17 protein-coding genes are annotated in these 18,518 nt (G+C 37.8%); 9 read left to right on the top strand and 8 right to left on the bottom strand.

The features are described from left to right. Positions 1 to 244 precede the first annotated feature (244 nt). Entirely contained in the window at positions 245 to 1,327 is a 1,083-nt protein-coding gene (locus tag AA0X71_RS19245) for an FUSC family protein (protein WP_413356894.1), read from the top strand. A 237-nt stretch (positions 1,328 to 1,564) separates the two neighbouring features. On the opposite strand, the gene AA0X71_RS19250 is transcribed toward AA0X71_RS19245, so the two are convergent. From AA0X71_RS19250 to AA0X71_RS19270, 5 genes are all read right to left on the bottom strand, one after another. Beyond that, positions 1,565 to 2,467, bottom strand: a complete 903-nt coding sequence (locus AA0X71_RS19250; protein ID WP_413356895.1) for an ABC transporter permease — start codon at positions 2,465 to 2,467, stop codon at positions 1,565 to 1,567. Between the two features lie 15 nt (positions 2,468 to 2,482). Further along, complete coding sequence (locus AA0X71_RS19255) at positions 2,483 to 3,487, bottom strand: ABC transporter permease (RefSeq protein WP_413356896.1); 1,005 nt, start codon at positions 3,485 to 3,487, stop codon at positions 2,483 to 2,485. Positions 3,488 to 3,616: 129 nt separating this feature from the next. Next, entirely contained in the window at positions 3,617 to 5,233 is a 1,617-nt protein-coding gene (locus AA0X71_RS19260; protein ID WP_413356897.1) for an ABC transporter substrate-binding protein, read from the bottom strand. A gap of 63 nt (positions 5,234 to 5,296) precedes the next feature. Beyond that, a complete protein-coding gene (locus AA0X71_RS19265) occupies positions 5,297 to 6,268 on the bottom strand; it encodes an ABC transporter ATP-binding protein (protein ID WP_413356898.1) in 972 nt (323 codons plus the stop codon). Continuing rightward, a complete protein-coding gene (locus tag AA0X71_RS19270; RefSeq protein ID WP_413356899.1) occupies positions 6,268 to 7,254 on the bottom strand; it encodes an ABC transporter ATP-binding protein in 987 nt (328 codons plus the stop codon). Before AA0X71_RS19270 ends, AA0X71_RS19265 begins: the two co-directional genes overlap by 1 nt. Positions 7,255 to 7,775: 521 nt before the next feature. Here AA0X71_RS19270 and AA0X71_RS19275 point away from each other — a divergent pair. The 8 genes from AA0X71_RS19275 (at position 7,776) to AA0X71_RS19310 (ending at position 15,353) form a co-directional block, all read left to right on the top strand. Further along, positions 7,776 to 9,878: a BglG family transcription antiterminator gene (locus AA0X71_RS19275; RefSeq protein ID WP_413356900.1), complete on the top strand. Its 2,103-nt coding sequence runs from the start codon at positions 7,776 to 7,778 to the stop codon at positions 9,876 to 9,878. Between the two features lie 35 nt (positions 9,879 to 9,913). After that, entirely contained in the window at positions 9,914 to 10,354 is a 441-nt protein-coding gene (locus AA0X71_RS19280; RefSeq protein ID WP_413356901.1) for a PTS sugar transporter subunit IIA, read from the top strand. Next, on the top strand, positions 10,354 to 10,620 hold the full coding sequence (locus AA0X71_RS19285) for a PTS sugar transporter subunit IIB (RefSeq protein ID WP_019154972.1): 267 nt from the start codon (positions 10,354 to 10,356) through the stop codon (positions 10,618 to 10,620). Before AA0X71_RS19280 ends, AA0X71_RS19285 begins: the two co-directional genes overlap by 1 nt. A 30-nt stretch (positions 10,621 to 10,650) precedes the next feature. Then, a complete protein-coding gene (locus tag AA0X71_RS19290; RefSeq protein ID WP_413356902.1) occupies positions 10,651 to 11,946 on the top strand; it encodes a PTS ascorbate transporter subunit IIC in 1,296 nt (431 codons plus the stop codon). 201 nt (positions 11,947 to 12,147) lie between these two features. Further along, complete coding sequence (locus tag AA0X71_RS19295) at positions 12,148 to 13,140, top strand: phosphotriesterase (RefSeq protein WP_413356903.1); 993 nt, start codon at positions 12,148 to 12,150, stop codon at positions 13,138 to 13,140. 16 nt (positions 13,141 to 13,156) lie between these two features. Beyond that, on the top strand, positions 13,157 to 13,885 hold the full coding sequence (locus AA0X71_RS19300) for a creatininase family protein (protein WP_413356904.1): 729 nt from the start codon (positions 13,157 to 13,159) through the stop codon (positions 13,883 to 13,885). 1 nt (position 13,886) lies between these two features. Next, positions 13,887 to 14,600, top strand: coding sequence for a KDGP aldolase (locus AA0X71_RS19305; protein ID WP_413356905.1), 714 nt, complete (start codon positions 13,887 to 13,889; stop codon positions 14,598 to 14,600). A gap of 3 nt (positions 14,601 to 14,603) precedes the next feature. After that, positions 14,604 to 15,353 (top strand): SIS domain-containing protein, encoded by a 750-nt coding sequence (locus tag AA0X71_RS19310; protein ID WP_413356906.1) that lies wholly within the window; start codon positions 14,604 to 14,606, stop codon positions 15,351 to 15,353. 82 nt (positions 15,354 to 15,435) lie between these two features. Here the strand turns inward: AA0X71_RS19310 and AA0X71_RS19315 are convergent, their stop codons facing one another. The 3 genes from AA0X71_RS19315 to AA0X71_RS19325 all read right to left on the bottom strand — a co-directional run bounded on the left by AA0X71_RS19315 (position 15,436) and on the right by AA0X71_RS19325 (position 18,331). Beyond that, complete coding sequence (locus AA0X71_RS19315) at positions 15,436 to 17,184, bottom strand: ABC transporter ATP-binding protein (RefSeq protein WP_413356907.1); 1,749 nt, start codon at positions 17,182 to 17,184, stop codon at positions 15,436 to 15,438. A 130-nt stretch (positions 17,185 to 17,314) separates the two neighbouring features. After that, on the bottom strand, positions 17,315 to 17,845 hold the full coding sequence (locus AA0X71_RS19320) for a DUF402 domain-containing protein (protein WP_413356908.1): 531 nt from the start codon (positions 17,843 to 17,845) through the stop codon (positions 17,315 to 17,317). A gap of 234 nt (positions 17,846 to 18,079) precedes the next feature. Next, positions 18,080 to 18,331, bottom strand: coding sequence for a YgaB family protein (locus AA0X71_RS19325; RefSeq protein WP_413356909.1), 252 nt, complete (start codon positions 18,329 to 18,331; stop codon positions 18,080 to 18,082). Positions 18,332 to 18,518: the final 187 nt, after the last annotated feature.

Raw genomic sequence — 18,518 nt, forward strand, 5'->3', positions numbered from 1 at the left:
TGTCCTCATATGCCCCTTTATGAGGACTATTTTCTCTGTTCCCCCTCTCGAGTTCGTCCTCTTACGCCCCTTAGCACCACTGTTAACTTTCCTCTCGCCCTCTGCCCCACTTAATTTCATACTCCCGTCACACAATATGAATTTTTGTCTATTGTGAAATAAAATAAAATGGTTTAAAGTATGTATACACATCTCATATAATGAGAAGTGTTATTTTTGTTGCAAAGAAAGGATATATTTACTTATGAAGCTTGGTGCCCGCATTTTAAAGACCGGAATTGCAATCGTTCTGGCCCTCTTACTTGCAGAGGTATTCCAGTTGCCTTCCCCTATTTTTGCTGGTATCGCAGCCATATTTGCTGTGCAGCCAACAATCTATCGCTCATATTTATCCATCATTGAGCAAATTCAGGGGAATGTCATCGGGGCAATTGTTGCCGTACTGTTTGTTCTAACGCTAGGTAATAATGTTGCTGTGATCGGGCTTGCTGCCATCATCGTGATCACGATTAATTTGAAATTAAACATTTCTAATACAATCAGCTTATCTCTCGTAACATTAATTGCGATTATGGAAAGTCCTGGAGACGAGTTTATCGAGTTTGCTGTCATTCGCTTTTTAACCATATTACTCGGAATCTTGTCTGCCTTTATTGTGAACCTTGTTTTCTTACCTCCTAAATATGAAAAAAAGCTCTACTATCGTATTGCCAATATGACGGAAGAGGCTACGAAATGGATTCGTATGAATACAAGACATGCTTCAGAACACTCCTTTTTAAAAAAGGATATTGAAAAAATAAAGGATGATCTCGTAAAGGTCAATCAGCTTTACTTGATGTACAAAGAAGAAAGAAGTTATTTCAAAAAAAATACAGCTACAAAAGCAAGAAAACTCGTCATTTATCGCCAGATGATTTCCACGACAAAAAAAGCGATAGAAATCCTAAAAAGACTTCATCGCTTTGAAAATGATGTCATTCATTTACCAGATGATTTTCACCTAGAAATCCAACATCAGCTCGATTTCTTAATTGAACGGCATGAGCAAATCATGTTAAAGTTCATTGGAAAAGTAAAACGGGAGCGAACGGTCGAGGATGATAAACTTTGTCTCAATCGACAAGAATTATTTAGTCTCTTTATCGCCAAACAAAAAGAAATAGATTACGAAAATGAAGTGACCTTCTTTCATATCATGCAGTTAATTTCATTTATTATCGAGTACGATGAGCATTTGAATCACTTAGACGTTCTAGTCACAAGTTTTAAATCGTATCATACGAAGGAAAATGAGGTTAATATGGAGGAATCCATCCAAGAGTAAAAGCAGCTGACCATCAGCTGCTTTTTTTAGTAGTTTTTAATTTACTCTGTTCTACGTAATGAATGTTGTTTATTTGTAAATGTCCAGAATCCGACATTTACACCTCCCATCTGATTTTGAGTCACACATTATTATTGCACGGCACTTTTCTCCACACTTTTTGCTTTTTTAGAGAAAGTATACTTATTCATTTTTCCCATTATTATCGAAGAAACAACAATAGTTGCGAAAAGAGCCTTAATTTTTCATTCGTGGATCAAGCGCATCCCTTAGTCCATCCCCCATTAGGTTAAATCCGAGGACAGCAAGCATAATTGCTAAACCAGGGAAGAACATCGTCCATGGCGCTTGGGTCAAGAGAGTTCTTGCATCTGCTAGCATTTTTCCCCATTCAGGATTTGGTGCTTCTGCCCCTAGTCCTAAAAATCCGAGGGCGGCTGCTTCAATAATAGCTGTAGCGATTGCCAATGTTCCTTGAACAATGATTGGGGCAATGCTATTTGGCAAAACATGATGGAATAGAATCCGACTATTTTTCATCCCCACCCCCCGAGCGGCTAATATGTACTCCTCCTGTTTGACACTTAAAACACGGGAGCGGATAAGACGACCAAAGTTAGGAATATTGATAATTGCAATCGCAATGAGCGCATTCCTTAAGGAAGGTCCCAATACTGCTACAATCGCAATTGCTAGTAAAATACTAGGGAATGCTAATAAAATATCAAAGAAACGTGAAATAATCGTATCAACCCATTTCCCATAATAGCCAGCGAGAATCCCTAATAGGCAACCAACAATGATGGAACCTGCAACGGAGATAAAGCCAACCCATAGAGATATTCGTGCCCCATAAACAACCCTTGAAAATATATCCCGTCCAAAATCATCTGTTCCAAACCAATGTTCACTGGATGGAGCTAACAAAGTTTTATCATACTTTTGTTCGTTAATTCCTTCAGGTGCAATAAGTGGAGCAAAAATGGCTATTAAAATGAAAAACAGGACGATCAGTGTTCCTACTACAGCGAGTCTATTTTTTCGAAAACTCCTCCATGCTTCTAGCCAAGGGGAGACTGCTTTTTCCTCAATCGGCTCGATTGGCCCATGAAGTTGTTGTTTATTCGTTGAAAGTTCCAATTTCTCTCCCCCTCACTAATTGTATTTAATCCTTGGATCAATCGCAGCATATAGTAAGTCAACGATTAAATTAATCAGGACAAAGATGACTGCAATTATCAAAATTCCTGATTGAATCACTGGATAATCTCGATAGTTGATAGCGTCATAAATATAGCGTCCAATCCCAGGCCAGCTAAATATCGTTTCTGTTAAAATCGCTCCTCCTAAAAGAAGTCCTGTTTGTAAACCAATAATCGTCAATACAGGAATGATCGCATTTTTCAAGGAGTGCTTGTACACCACCCAAAACATGCGTAAGCCTTTTGCTCTTGCTGTACGAATAAAGTCTGATTTCATCACTTCAATCATCGTTGAGCGGGTAATACGAGCAATAATTGCCATCGGTATAGTCGCAAGGGCCACACTTGGTAAAATTAAGTGCTTGATCACCACCCACAATTGGTCCATTCTACCTTGAATCAGCGTATCAATAATATAAAAATTCGTGATCGCCTCTACTGGGGCTCGTACATTTTCTCTCCCTGAAGTTGGGAGCCAATCTAAATTAATCGCAAAAATCCATTGCTCCATTAAACCTAACCAGAAAATCGGCATTGATACTCCAATTAAGGCAAGAACCATAGCGATATAATCGAACCAAGAATTTTGGAACCACGCACTAATAATTCCTGCATTTACTCCGATGACGATCGCAATGAGCATGGCACAGAAAGCTAACTCTGCAGTTGCTGCTAAAAATGGCCAAATTTCTTCATTGATAGGCGATTTTGTTCGTAAAGACTCACCTAAATCACCCGTTACTAGTCCACCTAAGTAAAGAAAGAACTGGGTATACCATGGCTGATCGAGTCCTAGTTCTTTCGTCAGTTGTGCAACTGCTTCCTCTGTTGCTAACTGTCCTAATATAATTTGGGCTGGATTTCCCGGAATGGCTCGAATCATGAAAAAGACGATCAAGGCAAGACCGAGTAAAACTGGAATAAGTGATAAGAGTCGTTTAATCGTATAAGAAAACATGATTGCACCTCTCTTGCAAGAAAAATGTAGCTCTTATAGAAGACTATTTATACAAAGAGAGAAACAGGCTTCTATAAGAGCAGGATAAAGAAAAGGGAGACACCATTTCGAGCTCCCTTTTCCTCCACCTTAGTTATTGATTTCAACAGATGATAATAAATCGGAACCTGTTGGATGAGCTAAGAAGTTAGAAACATTCGTACCACCTGCAAGTAACGGTGTAGAGTGGACTAAAGGAATCCAAGGTGCATCATCCTTTATGATTACTTGAGCTTGTTTGTATAGCTCTTCACGCTCAGCTTGGTCAGAGCTAGCTTGTGCCTTTAATAAAAGGTCATGTACTTCATCATTCTTATAGTAAGAATAGTTGTTAGAACCGATTGAATCTTCGTCTAATAATACGTATAGGAAGTTGTCGGCATCTCCGTTATCCCCAGTCCAACCTAATAAGAATGTATCAGCTTCACCATTCATCGCTTTTTCTAGGTAAGTACCCCATTCGTAAGTAACAATTTTCGCCTTTACTCCAACTGCTTCAAACATACTTTGTAGTGCTTGTGCTACCTTTTCACCTTCAGGCATATATGGTCTTGGAACAGGCATTGCCCAAAGTTCCATTTCAAAACCATCAGGGTATCCAGCTTCAGCAAGTAATTCCTTCGCTTTCTCTGGATCGTACTCATAATCCGCGACGTCAGGATTGTAACCAGCAACTACTGGAGGCATTGGATTAGTTGCAGGCTCCGCAGCACCAGCATAGAATGCATTAATAATCTCTTGCTTATTAACCGCATAGTTAAGTGCTTGACGGACAAGCTTGTTGTCTAATGGTTCACGTGTAGCTGTTAATCCTAAGTATCCAATGTTTAAAGACGGACGTTCAAATACTTGAAGATCTGGATTTCCTTCAATTGTCCCTTTATCACTAAAGTTAACACCATCAATTAAATCAACTTCTCCTGCTATTAATGCATTTAGACGTGCAGAGTTATCAGGAATAGCACGGAAAATAACTTCATCTAACTTAGGTAGTCCTTCTTGCCAGTAATCTTCATTTTTCACAATCGAAATACGATCATTTTCTCTCCACTCTTTAAATTTGAATGGACCAGTACCTACTGGATTTTTAAAGAAATTCTCTCCATACTCCTCGATCGCTGCCGGACTCGCAATACCAAATGGTGACATCGCTAAGTTTTTGTAGAATGGTGCGATTGGCGTATTTAACTTAAATTCAACCGTATACTCATCAACTGCTGTTACGGAATCAATTTTGTCACCGAATTGAGAATTGTAGTAATAGTATTGCTCTTTGTCTCCGCCCATCCAACGCTCGAAGTTGAACACAACTGCATCAGCATTGAAATCTGTTCCATCATGGAACTTGACGCCTTCACGAAGCTTAAGTGTATATGTTAAGCCATCTTCACTTGTGTCCCATTCTGTAGCAAGACCTGGTTCGATTTCTGTATCTTGTTCTCCAAAGTTAATTAGCGTTTCATAGAGGTTCACCGTAACCTTGAATGCTTCACCTTCTGTTGTTGCAGCTGGATCAAGGGAAGTAGAGTCTCCACCACGACCAAATACAAGCTGTCCACCAGATGTTGCCTCTTCTGTTGGATTATCAGTGCCTGAATCATCTGGCTCTTCTTCTTCGTTTCCTGCTGAATTACTATTACAACCCACTAAAGCCAACGAAATTAACAACATCAATACTAAAGCCCAAATACTTTTACGCTTTTTCATTCTTTTCCCCCTTTAATTTTTTTGAGAATGTCTCTCTTTTTTCTATATCATTGAATGCTCTCATCATTTGTTGTACAAATGACAAGCAGCATAATGACCAGGTTCAATCTCAACCAACTCAGGCCTTGTCGCCTTGCAAATCTCCATACATTCACCACATCTAGTATGGAATGCGCAGCCTAGTGGTGGGTCAGACGGACTCGGCAAGTCCCCCTTTAATACCTCCCTTTCATGCTTTAAATCTGGATCCGGTATTGGAATAGAGGCTAATAACGCTTTTGTATAAGGATGCAGAGGTTTTTCATAGAGTTTTTCTGATTCAGTAATCTCTACTAATCTTCCTAAATACATGACTCCCACTCTATCACTTATATGCTTGACAACACCGAGGTCATGCGCAATAAAAATGTAGGTTAATTGAAATTCTTTTTGCAAATCCTCCATCAGATTTAGAACTTGTGATTGGATCGAAACGTCCAAGGCTGATACTGGCTCATCTGCAATAATTAATTTTGGCCTCGTCATAAGAGCACGAGCAATGCCGATACGCTGTCTTTGACCACCACTAAATTGGTGTGGATATCGCTTTGCATGGTAGCTGTTTAGACCCACGACCTCAAGCATTTCCTTTACTCTTCTTTTACGTTCATCCTTATCTTTTACCCCATGGACAATAAGTGGCTCCTCTAAGATCTTCTCGACCGTATGACGAGGGTTTAATGAAGCAAATGGGTCCTGAAACACCATCTGTATTTCTTTTCTCATTTGTCTCATTTCTTCTGATTTCAGCTTTGTCAAATCTCTTCCGTCAAATTCCACATTTCCCGCTGTCGGTTCTAATAACCGCATAAGGACTCGACCAGTAGTCGACTTCCCACATCCTGATTCTCCTACAAGTCCAAGTGTTTCACCTTTATTTACGTAAAAGCTAACATCATCAACCGCTTTTACATCTCCAATCTTTTTCCCAAGAATTCCTCCGGTAATCGGAAAATACTTTTTCAGGTTGTCTACCTTTAACAACACTTCTGCCATTAATGTTCACCTCCCGAAACATGCAGGAAGCACCGAACATAATGGCCGTCATCCTGTTTATATAGTTCTGGATCCTCTGCAAAGCAACGGTCATGTGCCTTCTCACATCTTGCTGCAAAGCGGCACCCTTTCGTAACGGTTCCAGGTTTTGGCACATTTCCGGGAATTGAATAGAGTCTATCTTTCTTCTCCCGTACATCTGGAACAGATTGCAGCAGGCCAACGGTATAGGGATGCTTTGGATTTTTGAAAATTTCCCGTACGTTTGCTTCCTCTACTACTTTACCTGCATACATGACAATAACTCTTTGGCAAACCTCTGCGACCACACCTAAATCATGAGTAATCATAATAATCGCCGTATCCAATTTTTTATTTAAATCTTTCATTAGAGAGAGAATTTGCGCTTGAATCGTTACATCTAAGGCAGTAGTAGGTTCATCAGCGATAAGAAGCTTTGGGTCACAGGATAGAGCCATCGCAATCATGACTCTTTGTCTCATTCCGCCTGAAAGCTGGTGCGGAAATTCTTTCATAATTTGCTCTGCCCTCGGTAGCCCAACAAGTTTGAGCATGTCTACTCCAATTTTGAGTGCTTCCTTCTTACTCACTTTTTTATGTAAAATAATCCCTTCGACTAACTGATTTCCAATCGTGAATAATGGATTTAAGGACGTCATCGGCTCTTGAAAAATCATCGCAATATCGTTTCCTCTAATTTGACGCATTCTCTTTTCTGAAGCGGGGACGATATCCTCCCCATTTAATAGAATTTCTCCACCGACAATTTTTCCTGGTGGTTGAGGAACAAGCTTCATAATCGATAAAGAGGTCACACTTTTCCCACAACCTGATTCTCCAACGATCCCAAGAATCTCTCCTTTATTAACTGAAAAACTAATATTATCGACCGCCGGGATTTCACCATCAGATGAAATAAACGAAGTTCTTAACTCTTTCACATCTAACACGGGAGCTTGAGTCACACCTTTACTCCTTTCAAAGTTGCTTTTTCATTTCGTACTAACCAAATAGAACATAAACATTTACTAAAAATAGAATAAATTTACAGAAATGAACCTATTTATTTTTCTATTTAAATCTTTCTAATATTCTACATTTTATATAAAATATTCCGGTTCGTCTACTATTAAACAGAATTATTTGTATATAGTAAATTTTCATTTAATATATATCCAAGTACAAATCCAGTAATATCAATGATTAATATATGTTATATTCTAAAAATATTCTTTTTAAAAAATAGGACTTAAATATGCTCATTTAGTTATTACCATAATCGACAGCAGAGTTTTAGATATACTTTGAATTTGAAACTGACACATACACTTGTATTTTTTGATAATTTTGATTAATCAGTACGATTTTGCACAAAAGGTCTTGATAGCAATCGGTCTTTCAATATCAATAGAGAAGATGTAGGATCAAGTTAAGCAATTGCCCTTGATCTTTCTGCACAATTCTTAAGTGCAAGGAGGAATATGACATGTCACTAGATAAACGCAGTACTGCCATTTTGATGCAATTAATCAATGCTGACTCTTATCTGTCTGCAGAGGAATTAACAGAGAAATTAAATGTTTCACGTCGAACCATCTATTATGATATGGAAAAAATAAATGATTGGCTTGCCAGCCTTGGAATCGACAAGATTGAAAAAGTTCGTAGTGCTGGGTTTATTCTTACAGCCGAAGCAAAAAAACAGATTCCAATCAACCTTGAGAGTATGCAAGCTTGGCATTATGAATATTCACAGGATGAACGCAAGGCGTGGATTGCTATCTATATCTTAATGGGTGGAAAAAGATATTTTCTCGAGGATCTAATGGAAAAAATCAGAGTTAGTAGGACTACTACTATCGAAGATATTAAATCATTAAAAGCAGACATCGGATCCTTTCATCTTCATTTGGATTTTGAACGAAAAAAAGGGTACACCATAAGAGGTGAGGAAGCTGAAATTCGGAGAGCAATTGGGTATTATTTATCGATTGCTATCCCTATACAAAATCAGCATTCATTAGTAGTAGCTCTTCAAATCCAATTTAACGACTCACTAAGTAGTGAGCATCTTTTAGAGTTACTAAAACAGGTTTATCATTTACTCTTCCAAAGCGAAAAAGAATTAAATATTAAGTTTACAGATGATATGCTTTATAGCTTAAGTCTGCGATTCGTGTTATTTAGCATGAGGATTACTCAAAAGAATTATATAAAAATGGATTTAGTTGAGAAAGAAGTTTTACGGAAAACGAAGGCATTTATAGTAACAAAACAAATTTGTCATGAACTCGAAAGTATCTTTAAAACATCCTTTCCTGATGATGAGAAGTTCTATTTAACAACCTACTTATTAGGTGCCCGTGTTAATTATTCTGAGGAAGATCGAAATGACAATATCCTCTCAGAAGAATTAATGAATGTTGCCAAAAAAATGACTCATCAATTTCAAATCCTTGCATGTACATTATTTGACGCTCAGGAAATGCTGGTGAAAAATCTCGTTCTTCATTTAAAACCTGCTTTTTATCGGGTCAAATACGGACTTGATCTCGAAAAAAATATTGTTGACTCTGTTAAATCTAAATTTGAAGAGGTGTACTCCCTCACACAAAAAGTGGTCGAGCCCTTCGAAAAGTTAATTGGAAAACCATTACCTGAAAATGAAATCGCCTATATCTCATTTCATTTTGGTGGTTGCTTACGGAGAGCTGGAACTACGTTAATTTCTAGAAAAAAAGCATTAGTCGTATGTGCAAATGGAATTGGAACTTCACAAATACTAAAGCAGCAATTAGAAGGTTTATTTTCTACTATTGATATTATTGACTCTGTTTCCGTTAGAGATTATGAGGAAAAGGACTATGTGATTGATCTCGTTTTTTCGACAACAGCGATTCAAAAAAAGGATGTTCCACAATTTGTCGTTAGTCCCATTTTGTCCGATGCTGAAAAAGAAAGTTTGTTAAAAAAGGTGAACGCCATCTTTAATCGTTCGCAAAAACAAACTCTCGCAACAGATAGAATCATGGACGTTATTGAACGTTACGCAACGATACATCAAAAAGATGAGCTAATAAAAGAACTAAGACAATATTTAAATCGTCCAGAAATCACTATAGCTGAAACGTATAAACCTAACTTAATTGATATTTTAAAAGAAGAACATATCCATACGGCGTCAAGTGTTTCAGATTGGAAATCTGCCGTCAAATTAGCGGCTCACTCCCTTATAGAAGGTGACTACATTACGGAAGAATATCGGGATGCGATGATTTCAAATATCGAAAAGCATGGACCTTATATTGTTATTTCTCCGAAGGTAGCGATTCCTCATGCGAAACCTGAAGATGGCGTCAAACAACTAGGCATGAGTCTGTTAAAACTAGAAGAAGCCGTTTCCTTTTCAAATGATTCGAAGCATGATGTTTTCTTAATCATTACATTTGCTCCTTTTGATCAAGAATCACATCTCAGGGCTTTATCCCAATTAACAGGATTATTTTCCAAAAAAGACACAGTGAACAGATTAATCAAACTTCAATCAGCACGTGAAATCTATCAATATATTAAACAATCCCTTAATTGAACAGCATTAGGTTAACGAACATGGAGGTGTGATACATGAAATTTTTGGAGGAATCTTTAATTGCTTTAGACGTAGAGGCTGCATCACCTGAAGAAGCTATTTTTAGCACAGGCATGCTTCTAATGAATAATGATCTTGTTGAAGAAACATACGTACATGCCATGGTACGCTCCTTTAAAACAAATGGTCCATATTTTGTCCTTGCGCCAAATATAGCTCTCCCCCATGCAAGGCCAGAAGATGGCGTCAAAGAGGCATGTGTATCATTTGTAAGACTAAAGACACCAGTTAAATTTGGTCATTCTCATAACGACCCAGTGAGGTTAGTTTTCGGCTTAGGTGCTTCATCTAGTATCGAGCATGTTACCGTGCTGCAAAAATTAATGGCACTATTATCCGATCAAGAAAATGTAGAAAAACTACTAAATGCCAAAAGCTATGAAGATATTAAACCATTAATAGGAGGACAAGCCTAATGAAGATTTTATGCGTATGTGGTCTAGGACAAGGAACAAGTTTGATTTTACGAATTAATGTAGAAAACGTATTGCGCACTATGGGAATTGAAGCAGATGTTGAAAATACGGACGTTTCCAGTGCTTCTGCAGAACGTCCTGACTATATCATTACAAGTAATGAATTATCACAATCATTAGCAGGACATTCATCGAAAATCATTATTGTTAATAACTACTTTGATACAAATGAAATTAAAACAGCTCTTGAAGCAAATATCGTCTAGTAAAGCCCAGATAATAAAGGAGGAAAAACAATGGAGATTATTCAATGGTTAGCATCTAACTTCTTTGGGATACCGGCTATTTTATTAGGTTTTATCGTGTTGCTTGGTTTGATTTTACAGAAAAAGAATACAAGTCAAATCATCAGTGGCACATTTAAAGCCATGATTGGTTTCTTAATCATTAATGCTGGTGCAGGTGTCATTACTGGTTCCCTTGGAGTTTTTGAACCAATGTGGAGTGAAGTATTTGGAATTGAAGGTGCAGAATTTAGTTCCTTTATGGGGCAAGAAGCATTCAATGCGAAATACGGCTCAGCAGTAACATTAGCGATGTTTATCGGATTTGTGATTAACGTATTATTAGCAAGGTTTACGCGCTTTAAATATATTTACTTAACAGGACATATGATGTTCTGGACAACGATGATTTTCGCTGGTGTCCTCATCGACACTACAACAAATATTCCGTTCGCGGCATTAGTTCTCATATTATCCGTATTTATGGGGATTTATTGGACATTTCAACCAGCTATCGTCCAACCGTACATGCGTAAAATTACTGGACATGATCAAATAGCGCTAGGTCACACTTCTGCGCTCGTTGCCTTACTCGCATCTTGGTTTGGAAAATGGTTTGGGAATAAAGAAAATGATTCAGAAAAAATCAAGTTGCCTAAAGGTCTTGAGTTCCTAAGAGACTCCAATGTCATTACCGCACTAACGATGAGTATTCTATTCGTAGTAGGTGCCGTCATTCTTTCTCTAAAAGATACTCCAGCAGCAGATGCCTTAATTGCACAAGCTGGCGATCAGAATTTTATAATGTATGCCATTATTCAATCCTTTACCTTTGCAGCTGGTATTGCTGTCGTGCTTTTCGGGGTAAAAATGTTTATTGGAGAGATCGTTCCTGCCTTCAATGGTATTGCTACGAAACTTGTTCCAGGTGCAAGACCTGCATTAGATGCACCTATCGTCTTCACTTATGCACCAAATGCAGTTATTCTTGGTTTCCTAGGTGCATTTGTAGGCGGACTCATCTGGCTAATTGTTTTGGGTCAAACAGTAGGTTATGTGTTTGTACCAACGATGATTGTACTATTCTTCCATGGAGCAACAGCTGGTGTTTTTGGGAATGCAACCGGTGGTGTACGAGGTGCCCTAATGGGTGGCTTCATTACAGCAACAATTGTCGCTTGGGGACAATATTTCATGGTTAAAACACTAATTTCTTCTACAATCCCAGACACCGCCATGTGGGCCGCAGATTCTGATATGTTCATCTTAGGACCACTATTCAAATTAATCGGAATGTTATTTAATTAACAACAAAATGAAAACCGACATCCATCAGTCTTCAGTTTGAATGACAACGTTTGGTTCATCTTGCTAAATCTTGAGAAAAGCGGAGTTTCCTATGAAGGGAGCAAGCACGAGAAAAGGGAAAGAAAGCAGACGTTTGCGATAACCGCCTGAGCCGACATGAATTTATGTCGGTTTTCATTTAGTCAACTAGGAGGAATCGAGATGAGTTTTATTCGTACATTAAGAGGAGATATTAAGCCGGAAAAGTTAGGATTTACTTATTCTCATGAACATATTGTTTGTCGTCCAGCCTATTGGGCTGAAAGAGATGCCAATGATTTACTATTAGATGACAAAGAAAAATCTAAAAAAGATGTTGCTGATTTCAAACGTCATGGAGGACAAGCAATTGTTGATGCCACTGCCATTGATTATGGTCGAGATGTTCCAGCTGTCAAAGAAATTTCTGATGAGCTTGATCTCCATATTATCGGTACAGCTGGTTTTAACAAGAGCTTTCTATGGGATGGAAAGATTAAAGAAGAGCTCAAACCCCTTATTGGCAATTATGAAACCTATGCAGAATGGATTGACAATACAAGTATTAATAAACTAACTGAATTTGTCATTAGTGAAGTGGAAGAAGGGCTGGAAGGCACCCCATTTAAAGCTGGACAAGTGAAATTCGGAACAGGCTATAACCGTATTACCCCCTTAGAGGAGAAAACTTTACGTGCAGTAGCTAGAGCCCACCATGAAACAAAAGCTCCGATTCATTCACATACCGAAGTTGGCACAATGGCATTGGAGCAAATTGAACTATTAAAATCAGAAAATGTGAATCTTGAATTCTTAAGTTTGGGACATATGGATCGCAATCCAGATCCATACTATCATGAGAAAATAGCAAAAACAGGAGCACTATTAAGCTTTGATGGCATTGCGAAAATCAAATACGCACCAGAATCACTGAGAATTGAGTGTATTTTAAATTTAGTAGAAAAAGGCTATGAAAACCAAATCTTAATTTCCGGTGATACAGCTCGTAAAAGTTACTACAAACATTATGATTACGGTTTAGGTTTAGAATACATTATTGCTAAGTGGGTTCCAAGATTCATTGATGAAGCGAATCAAAAAGGGTTTAATGGGGAGCAGTTGGTTCATAAATTCTTTGTAGAAAACCCAGCAAAATGCTTTACATTTAAAAAATAGTCAGCGAGGTGTAAGCATGCAATTCCAATATGAAAACTCCTTTGAAGTCAAAGAAAAAATAATCGATAAAAAGGTCGCTATTTTACCAATAGGTGCTGTAGAGGCACATGGCCCACATTTGCCATTAGGTACTGATAATCTTTTAGCAGAACGGTTAAGTGCAAAGCTTGCCGAACGAATCAATGGATTTGTTTTACCTACCTTACCTTATGGACAAGTTTGGAGTTTAAAGAACTTCCCTGGTAGCATCAATGTATCGAATGAATCTTTAATTAGTATGTTATTCGATATTGGAGAAAGTTTATATCGTCAAGGCTTTCAAATTTTTGCCATGGTCAATGGTCATCTAGGAAATGCTGTTGCCATGAAGGAAGCAGCACGAAAACTTTATGAAAAATACCCAGATTTAATCGTACTCTATCTATTTTATCCTGGAACGAGCAAAGCCATTGCTGAAGTTAGAGAAACTCCTGCAAGTCACGGCACATACTTTCATGCAGATGAAATAGAAACGTCCTATATGTTATACCTAGCTCCAGAATTTGTCGATATGGATAAAGCAATAGATGATATGCCCTCGATTCCACTGACAGCTGATGTGACACCGACACCATGGGAAGAATTCACCGAAACTGCAGTCTTAAGTGATGCGACATTAGCTCGTATAGATAAAGGGGAAAAAGTAATCAAAGTTGCCCTCGAGAACATGGTACAAATTATTGAAGAAATGAAAGAAGGCCGCTAACATGTTAAAAGATAAGCTTTTTGATTTTGTCTTATTCAACTTTCTAGCAAAGGATAAAGAAAATGTACAGGACATCATGGATGCCGGAAAAGGATTTGTCGTTCCAGGAATCGTAGCATCCGATTTTTCAATTATTGAAGAAGGTGCTAGTAAGGTTAAAGAACTTAAGGAAGTAGTAGATATCGTCTCTATCGGTCTCGGCGGTGGCGGGGATCCCATGTACGCAAAACGAGTTCTCGACATTGCAGCCTTCTCTAATCCAGGACATATTAATCAACCATTTGAAAGTGCTATATATGCAAGAGGATTTCTTGACGGAAAAGGAACCTCTCCACAACTCGTTAACGCATTAGTAAATCCAAGTGGAACGATTGGAACAGTGAAACTGCCCTCTGGTTTGGAACTAAAGGTTGAGGAATTTGTGGAAATGGCGCTTGCATTAGAGGTGGAGTCCATCAAATTTATGCCTCTATCAGGTGAAGTTCATTTAGAGGAACTCGTCTATTTAACAAAAGTGGCCGCTCGAAAAGGAATTCGTGGCATTGAACCTGCAGGTGGTATTAGCAAATCAAATATTAAGACGATCATCAATGCCGTTAAGAATATTGAAATAGAATTTTTCATGCCACATATATTTGGTTCCACGATTGATCAAGCGACAGGGAAAACAATTCCAACTGAAGTGGCAAAAATATTACATTCACTGGAGGCTTAACCTATGCTATCGAGCTATTTTGAAAAAGTAAGCCATTTACTACAGTTAGTTTTAGAGAATGAAAACGAGCAATTACAATTAGCAGCTGAAAAAGTCGCAAATAGTATCGAAAACGGTGGTATTATTCAATTGTTTGGATGTGGCCATTCACATATCTTAACTGAAGAAGTTTTCTATCGTGCTGGCGGATTAGTACCGATTAAACCGATTTTATTTGAACCTTTAATGCTACATGAAGGGGCAATGCGTTCTTCCCAATTAGAGCGAAAAAATGATTATGCGCAGAACTTTTTAACAGAACATGAGATTAAAGCAAATGATATTGTCTTTGTATTATCTACTTCTGGTCGAAATCCTGTACCTGTTGATGTAGCACAATATGCGAAAGAAAAAGGGGCCTTTGTCATTGGACTAACTTCTTTAGAATATTCCCAAAGCCAACCATCTCGTCATAAAAGCGGAAACCATCTTTATAATTCAGTCGATTTAGTGATTAATAATTACTCTGCTAAAGGAGATGCTATCTTAAGCTACGATAAGGTAAAGGTGCCATTTGCTCCTACTTCTACAGTTGTTGGTGCGGCTATTTTAAATAGTATATTTGCAGAAGCCATTAAAATGATGGCAGATCGTGACTTTGAGCCACCCATCTTCCTAAGTGGAAATATGGAAGGTTCTGACGCACATAATGAAGCATTAGTAAAAAAATATGAAAAACGGATTCCTTTATTAACCTTAAATGTGGAAAACTAATTGATTTAAAGCCGTAAAAAACAGCCAAGAGAACGATTCTAGCGATTGTTCTCTTGACTGTTTTTTATTAAATAACGGAAGTTCAGTTCTCTAACTGTTGAATTTGAAAAAGCTTATAGTAGTTTCCCTGAGCTGCCATTAATTCTTCGTGACGACCCATTTCGACGATTTCTCCATTTTCAATTAAAACAATTCGATCCGCATGGGTAATCGTTGAAAGTCGATGTGCAACGATAAAGGTCGTACGATCCTTGGCAAGTTTCTCAATTGCTTCCTGAATTAAATGCTCACTTTCTAAGTCTAAAGCGGAGGTCGCTTCATCTAAAACTAGAATCGGAGGGTTCTTTATAAAAACTCTTGCAATTGCCACCCTTTGCTTTTGACCACCAGAAAGTTTCACGCCCCGTTCTCCAACCTTTGTTTCATAGCCTTCAGGTAAATTCAAAATAAAATCATGGGCATTCGCCGCTTTTGCTGCTGCGATCACCTCTTCATCAGTTGCATCAGGTTTTCCAATCAAAATATTTGATTTAACCGATTCACTAAAGAGGATATTATCTTGTAAAACCATTCCGATTTTGTCTCGCAATGTCCGGACTTGGAAATCACGAATATCAATGCCGTCAAGAAGAATTCTCCCTTCGGTTACATCATAAAACCTTGGCAGGAGGCTCACTAATGATGACTTACCTCCACCGCTCATCCCAACGAGAGCAATCGTCTCCCCTTCCTTCACATCAAGAGAGATATTCTTTAACACTTTTTCTTCCTTTTCGTCATAGGCAAAGCTTACATTTTCCAATTGAATATGACCTGATACTTTTTCACATCGAATCGCATTTGGTTTGTCTTTAATATCATATTTTTCATCGATAAATTCAAAGACTCGATCCATCGAAGCGATCGATTGGGTTAACGTAGTTGAGGAGTTTACAAGTCTTCTTAATGGATTATAAAGACGATCAATATAAGCGATAAAGGCAGCCATTTCTCCAATTGATAATTGGCCTTTAATGACTTGATAACCAGAAAATCCAATAACCAGTAATGGAGCAATATCGGTAATCGTATTGACGACGGCAAAGGCTTTCGCATTCCACTTCGTATGATCGATTGCTTTTGTCAAGAAATTACTATTTTGCGAATCAAATCGTTTTTGCTCCTCTTCTTCGATCGCAAAGCTTTTAATGACAGGCATTCCCGATACCCGTTCATGCAAATAGCTTTGAACCTCTGCCAGAGCCTGAGAGCGCCTCCTTGTCAGCTTTCTTAAATTCCCGAAAAAATACCTAATCGAAAATGCATAAAAAGGAAATAGAATGAGCGAAACAATCGTTAACTTCACATCCATCGTCATCATGATCACAACGGCAATAGCAATCGTGGCAAGGTCTAGCCATAAATTCATCAATCCCGTAATGACAAAGGTTTTCGTTTGCTCCACATCATTAATAACACGAGAGATGACTTCCCCAGCCTTTGTATTCGAATAATATTTAAAGCTCAATTTTTGAATATGTGTAAAAAGACGGTCTCTCACATCATAAAGGATCTTACTTGCCGTCCATTGGGCAAAGTATTGTCGATAATATTCTACAGGCGGCCGTACGATGAGAAAGATAACAATCATGATTCCCATAATTAAGACAAGCTTACTCACTTTTTCGTCAGCTGTTAGCCCTGTATTCCCGACAATGTCATCCAAGACATATTTAATTAGCAATGGAATCAATAATGGAATGGCAAACTTGATAATCCCAATCAAAATCGTTCCAATGATTTGAATCTTATATGGCTTTACAAAATGCATATACCTACGTATACTATCCAACTTGTTCCCCCCTAGTTGAAACGGACCTTAAAAAATTGCTGTGTACCTGGACTACACTTATTTTTTGACCATTATAATTTTCCCAAATAAAAACCTGTTGAATTCATCAACAGGCGTTTTCTACTCTACTTTAGCGTCTGTATGTTAAATATCGCTCATACCAAATATCAATAAAGTCCGCTGCAAATGGGCCTTTTCTTTGACGAATCCAGCGAATGAGCTTATCTACATGGCTTTTTAAAATTTGATCAATGACCTCAGGATATTTCATTTCCTTTCGATGCCGTTCATATTCATCCTCATCGAGTAAATTAAACGTCATATCTGGAAAAACTTTAATATCTAAGTCATAATCTATGTACTTCAAAGCTTCTCCATCAAAAATAAACGGTGAGCTTAAATTGCAATAATAATAAATGCCATCCTCACGAATCATTCCAATCACATTAAACCAAAGTTGTGCATGAAAATAACAAATTGCTGGCTCTCGTGTCACCCACGTTCTTCCATCCGATTCTGTCACGATAGTCCGATCATTTCCACCTATAACTAAATTTTGAGAGCCTTTAAGCACAGTCGTTTCATCCCATACTCGGTGGATATAACCATTATGCTTATAGCTATGAATTTGTATCGGTTCACCCTCCACAGGTACTTCCATTTTAGTCTCCCTACTTTCATTTCCGAACACGTTCGAGTACATTTAGACAATGACTCATCACTTACAGCCATTGTAAAATCGTTGAATTCGTTAACCTTATTCAAAAATAACAAAGCCTGTCCAGTTTCTCTTTTTATTATTATAACGGTAAAAGACGGAATTTAAAACAAAGAGCCATTGAAATATTTCAACGACTCCATTCTTTATCCATTATTTTTTTCGTTTTCATACACTTTACACGAGGGCACGAACATCTTGATATGATTGAATTAATTCCTCTGTCTGTTGTTCAAACATCTCATGGATTTCCTTTAATTCTGCTTTCTTGCTCGCAATTTCCTTCTGAATGCTCTCTAATTTCGCTTGCTCCTGTAGCTCTATAAGCTCCTTTTCAAGACCTTGACAACGCTCAATTTCCGATTGAAGAAATAACAGCTTTTCCATCGTATCCATCTGTTCACTGACTAAACGGTTAAATTTATTCATGTTTAACACACCGTCCTATTGCTGATTTAATTCCACGTTTAAATATATTCGTTCCACTTGTATGTATTCCTTTGACTAGTTATGTAGGGATAAAGGAAGTTTTGTCGAAAAACAAATTCGCTTTAGATTTTTTATTCACAAAAGAATACCCCTTCTACGATAAGAAGGGGTATTCTTTTTCTAAGTA

It is taken from the genome of Robertmurraya phoenicis (genome assembly GCF_047302285.1).
Lineage (GTDB): Bacteria > Bacillota > Bacilli > Bacillales > Cytobacillaceae > Robertmurraya.

Excerpts from the sequence above, each read along its gene's own strand:
- AA0X71_RS19285 (WP_019154972.1), top strand. The coding sequence starts at position 10,354 with ATGAAGATTTTATGCGTATGTGGTCTAGGACAAGGAACAAGTTTGATT.
- AA0X71_RS19265 (WP_413356898.1), bottom strand. The coding sequence starts at position 6,268 with ATGGCAGAAGTGTTGTTAAAGGTAGACAACCTGAAAAAGTATTTTCCG.
- AA0X71_RS19300 (WP_413356904.1), top strand. The coding sequence starts at position 13,157 with ATGCAATTCCAATATGAAAACTCCTTTGAAGTCAAAGAAAAAATAATC.
- AA0X71_RS19305 (WP_413356905.1), top strand. The coding sequence starts at position 13,887 with ATGTTAAAAGATAAGCTTTTTGATTTTGTCTTATTCAACTTTCTAGCA.
- AA0X71_RS19260 (WP_413356897.1), bottom strand. The coding sequence starts at position 5,233 with ATGAAAAAGCGTAAAAGTATTTGGGCTTTAGTATTGATGTTGTTAATT.
- AA0X71_RS19255 (WP_413356896.1), bottom strand. The coding sequence starts at position 3,487 with ATGTTTTCTTATACGATTAAACGACTCTTATCACTTATTCCAGTTTTA.
- AA0X71_RS19295 (WP_413356903.1), top strand. The coding sequence starts at position 12,148 with ATGAGTTTTATTCGTACATTAAGAGGAGATATTAAGCCGGAAAAGTTA.
- AA0X71_RS19325 (WP_413356909.1), bottom strand. The coding sequence starts at position 18,331 with ATGAATAAATTTAACCGTTTAGTCAGTGAACAGATGGATACGATGGAA.
- AA0X71_RS19280 (WP_413356901.1), top strand. The coding sequence starts at position 9,914 with ATGAAATTTTTGGAGGAATCTTTAATTGCTTTAGACGTAGAGGCTGCA.
- AA0X71_RS19245 (WP_413356894.1), top strand. The coding sequence starts at position 245 with ATGAAGCTTGGTGCCCGCATTTTAAAGACCGGAATTGCAATCGTTCTG.
- AA0X71_RS19320 (WP_413356908.1), bottom strand. The coding sequence starts at position 17,845 with ATGGAAGTACCTGTGGAGGGTGAACCGATACAAATTCATAGCTATAAG.
- AA0X71_RS19290 (WP_413356902.1), top strand. The coding sequence starts at position 10,651 with ATGGAGATTATTCAATGGTTAGCATCTAACTTCTTTGGGATACCGGCT.
- AA0X71_RS19275 (WP_413356900.1), top strand. The coding sequence starts at position 7,776 with ATGTCACTAGATAAACGCAGTACTGCCATTTTGATGCAATTAATCAAT.
- AA0X71_RS19310 (WP_413356906.1), top strand. The coding sequence starts at position 14,604 with ATGCTATCGAGCTATTTTGAAAAAGTAAGCCATTTACTACAGTTAGTT.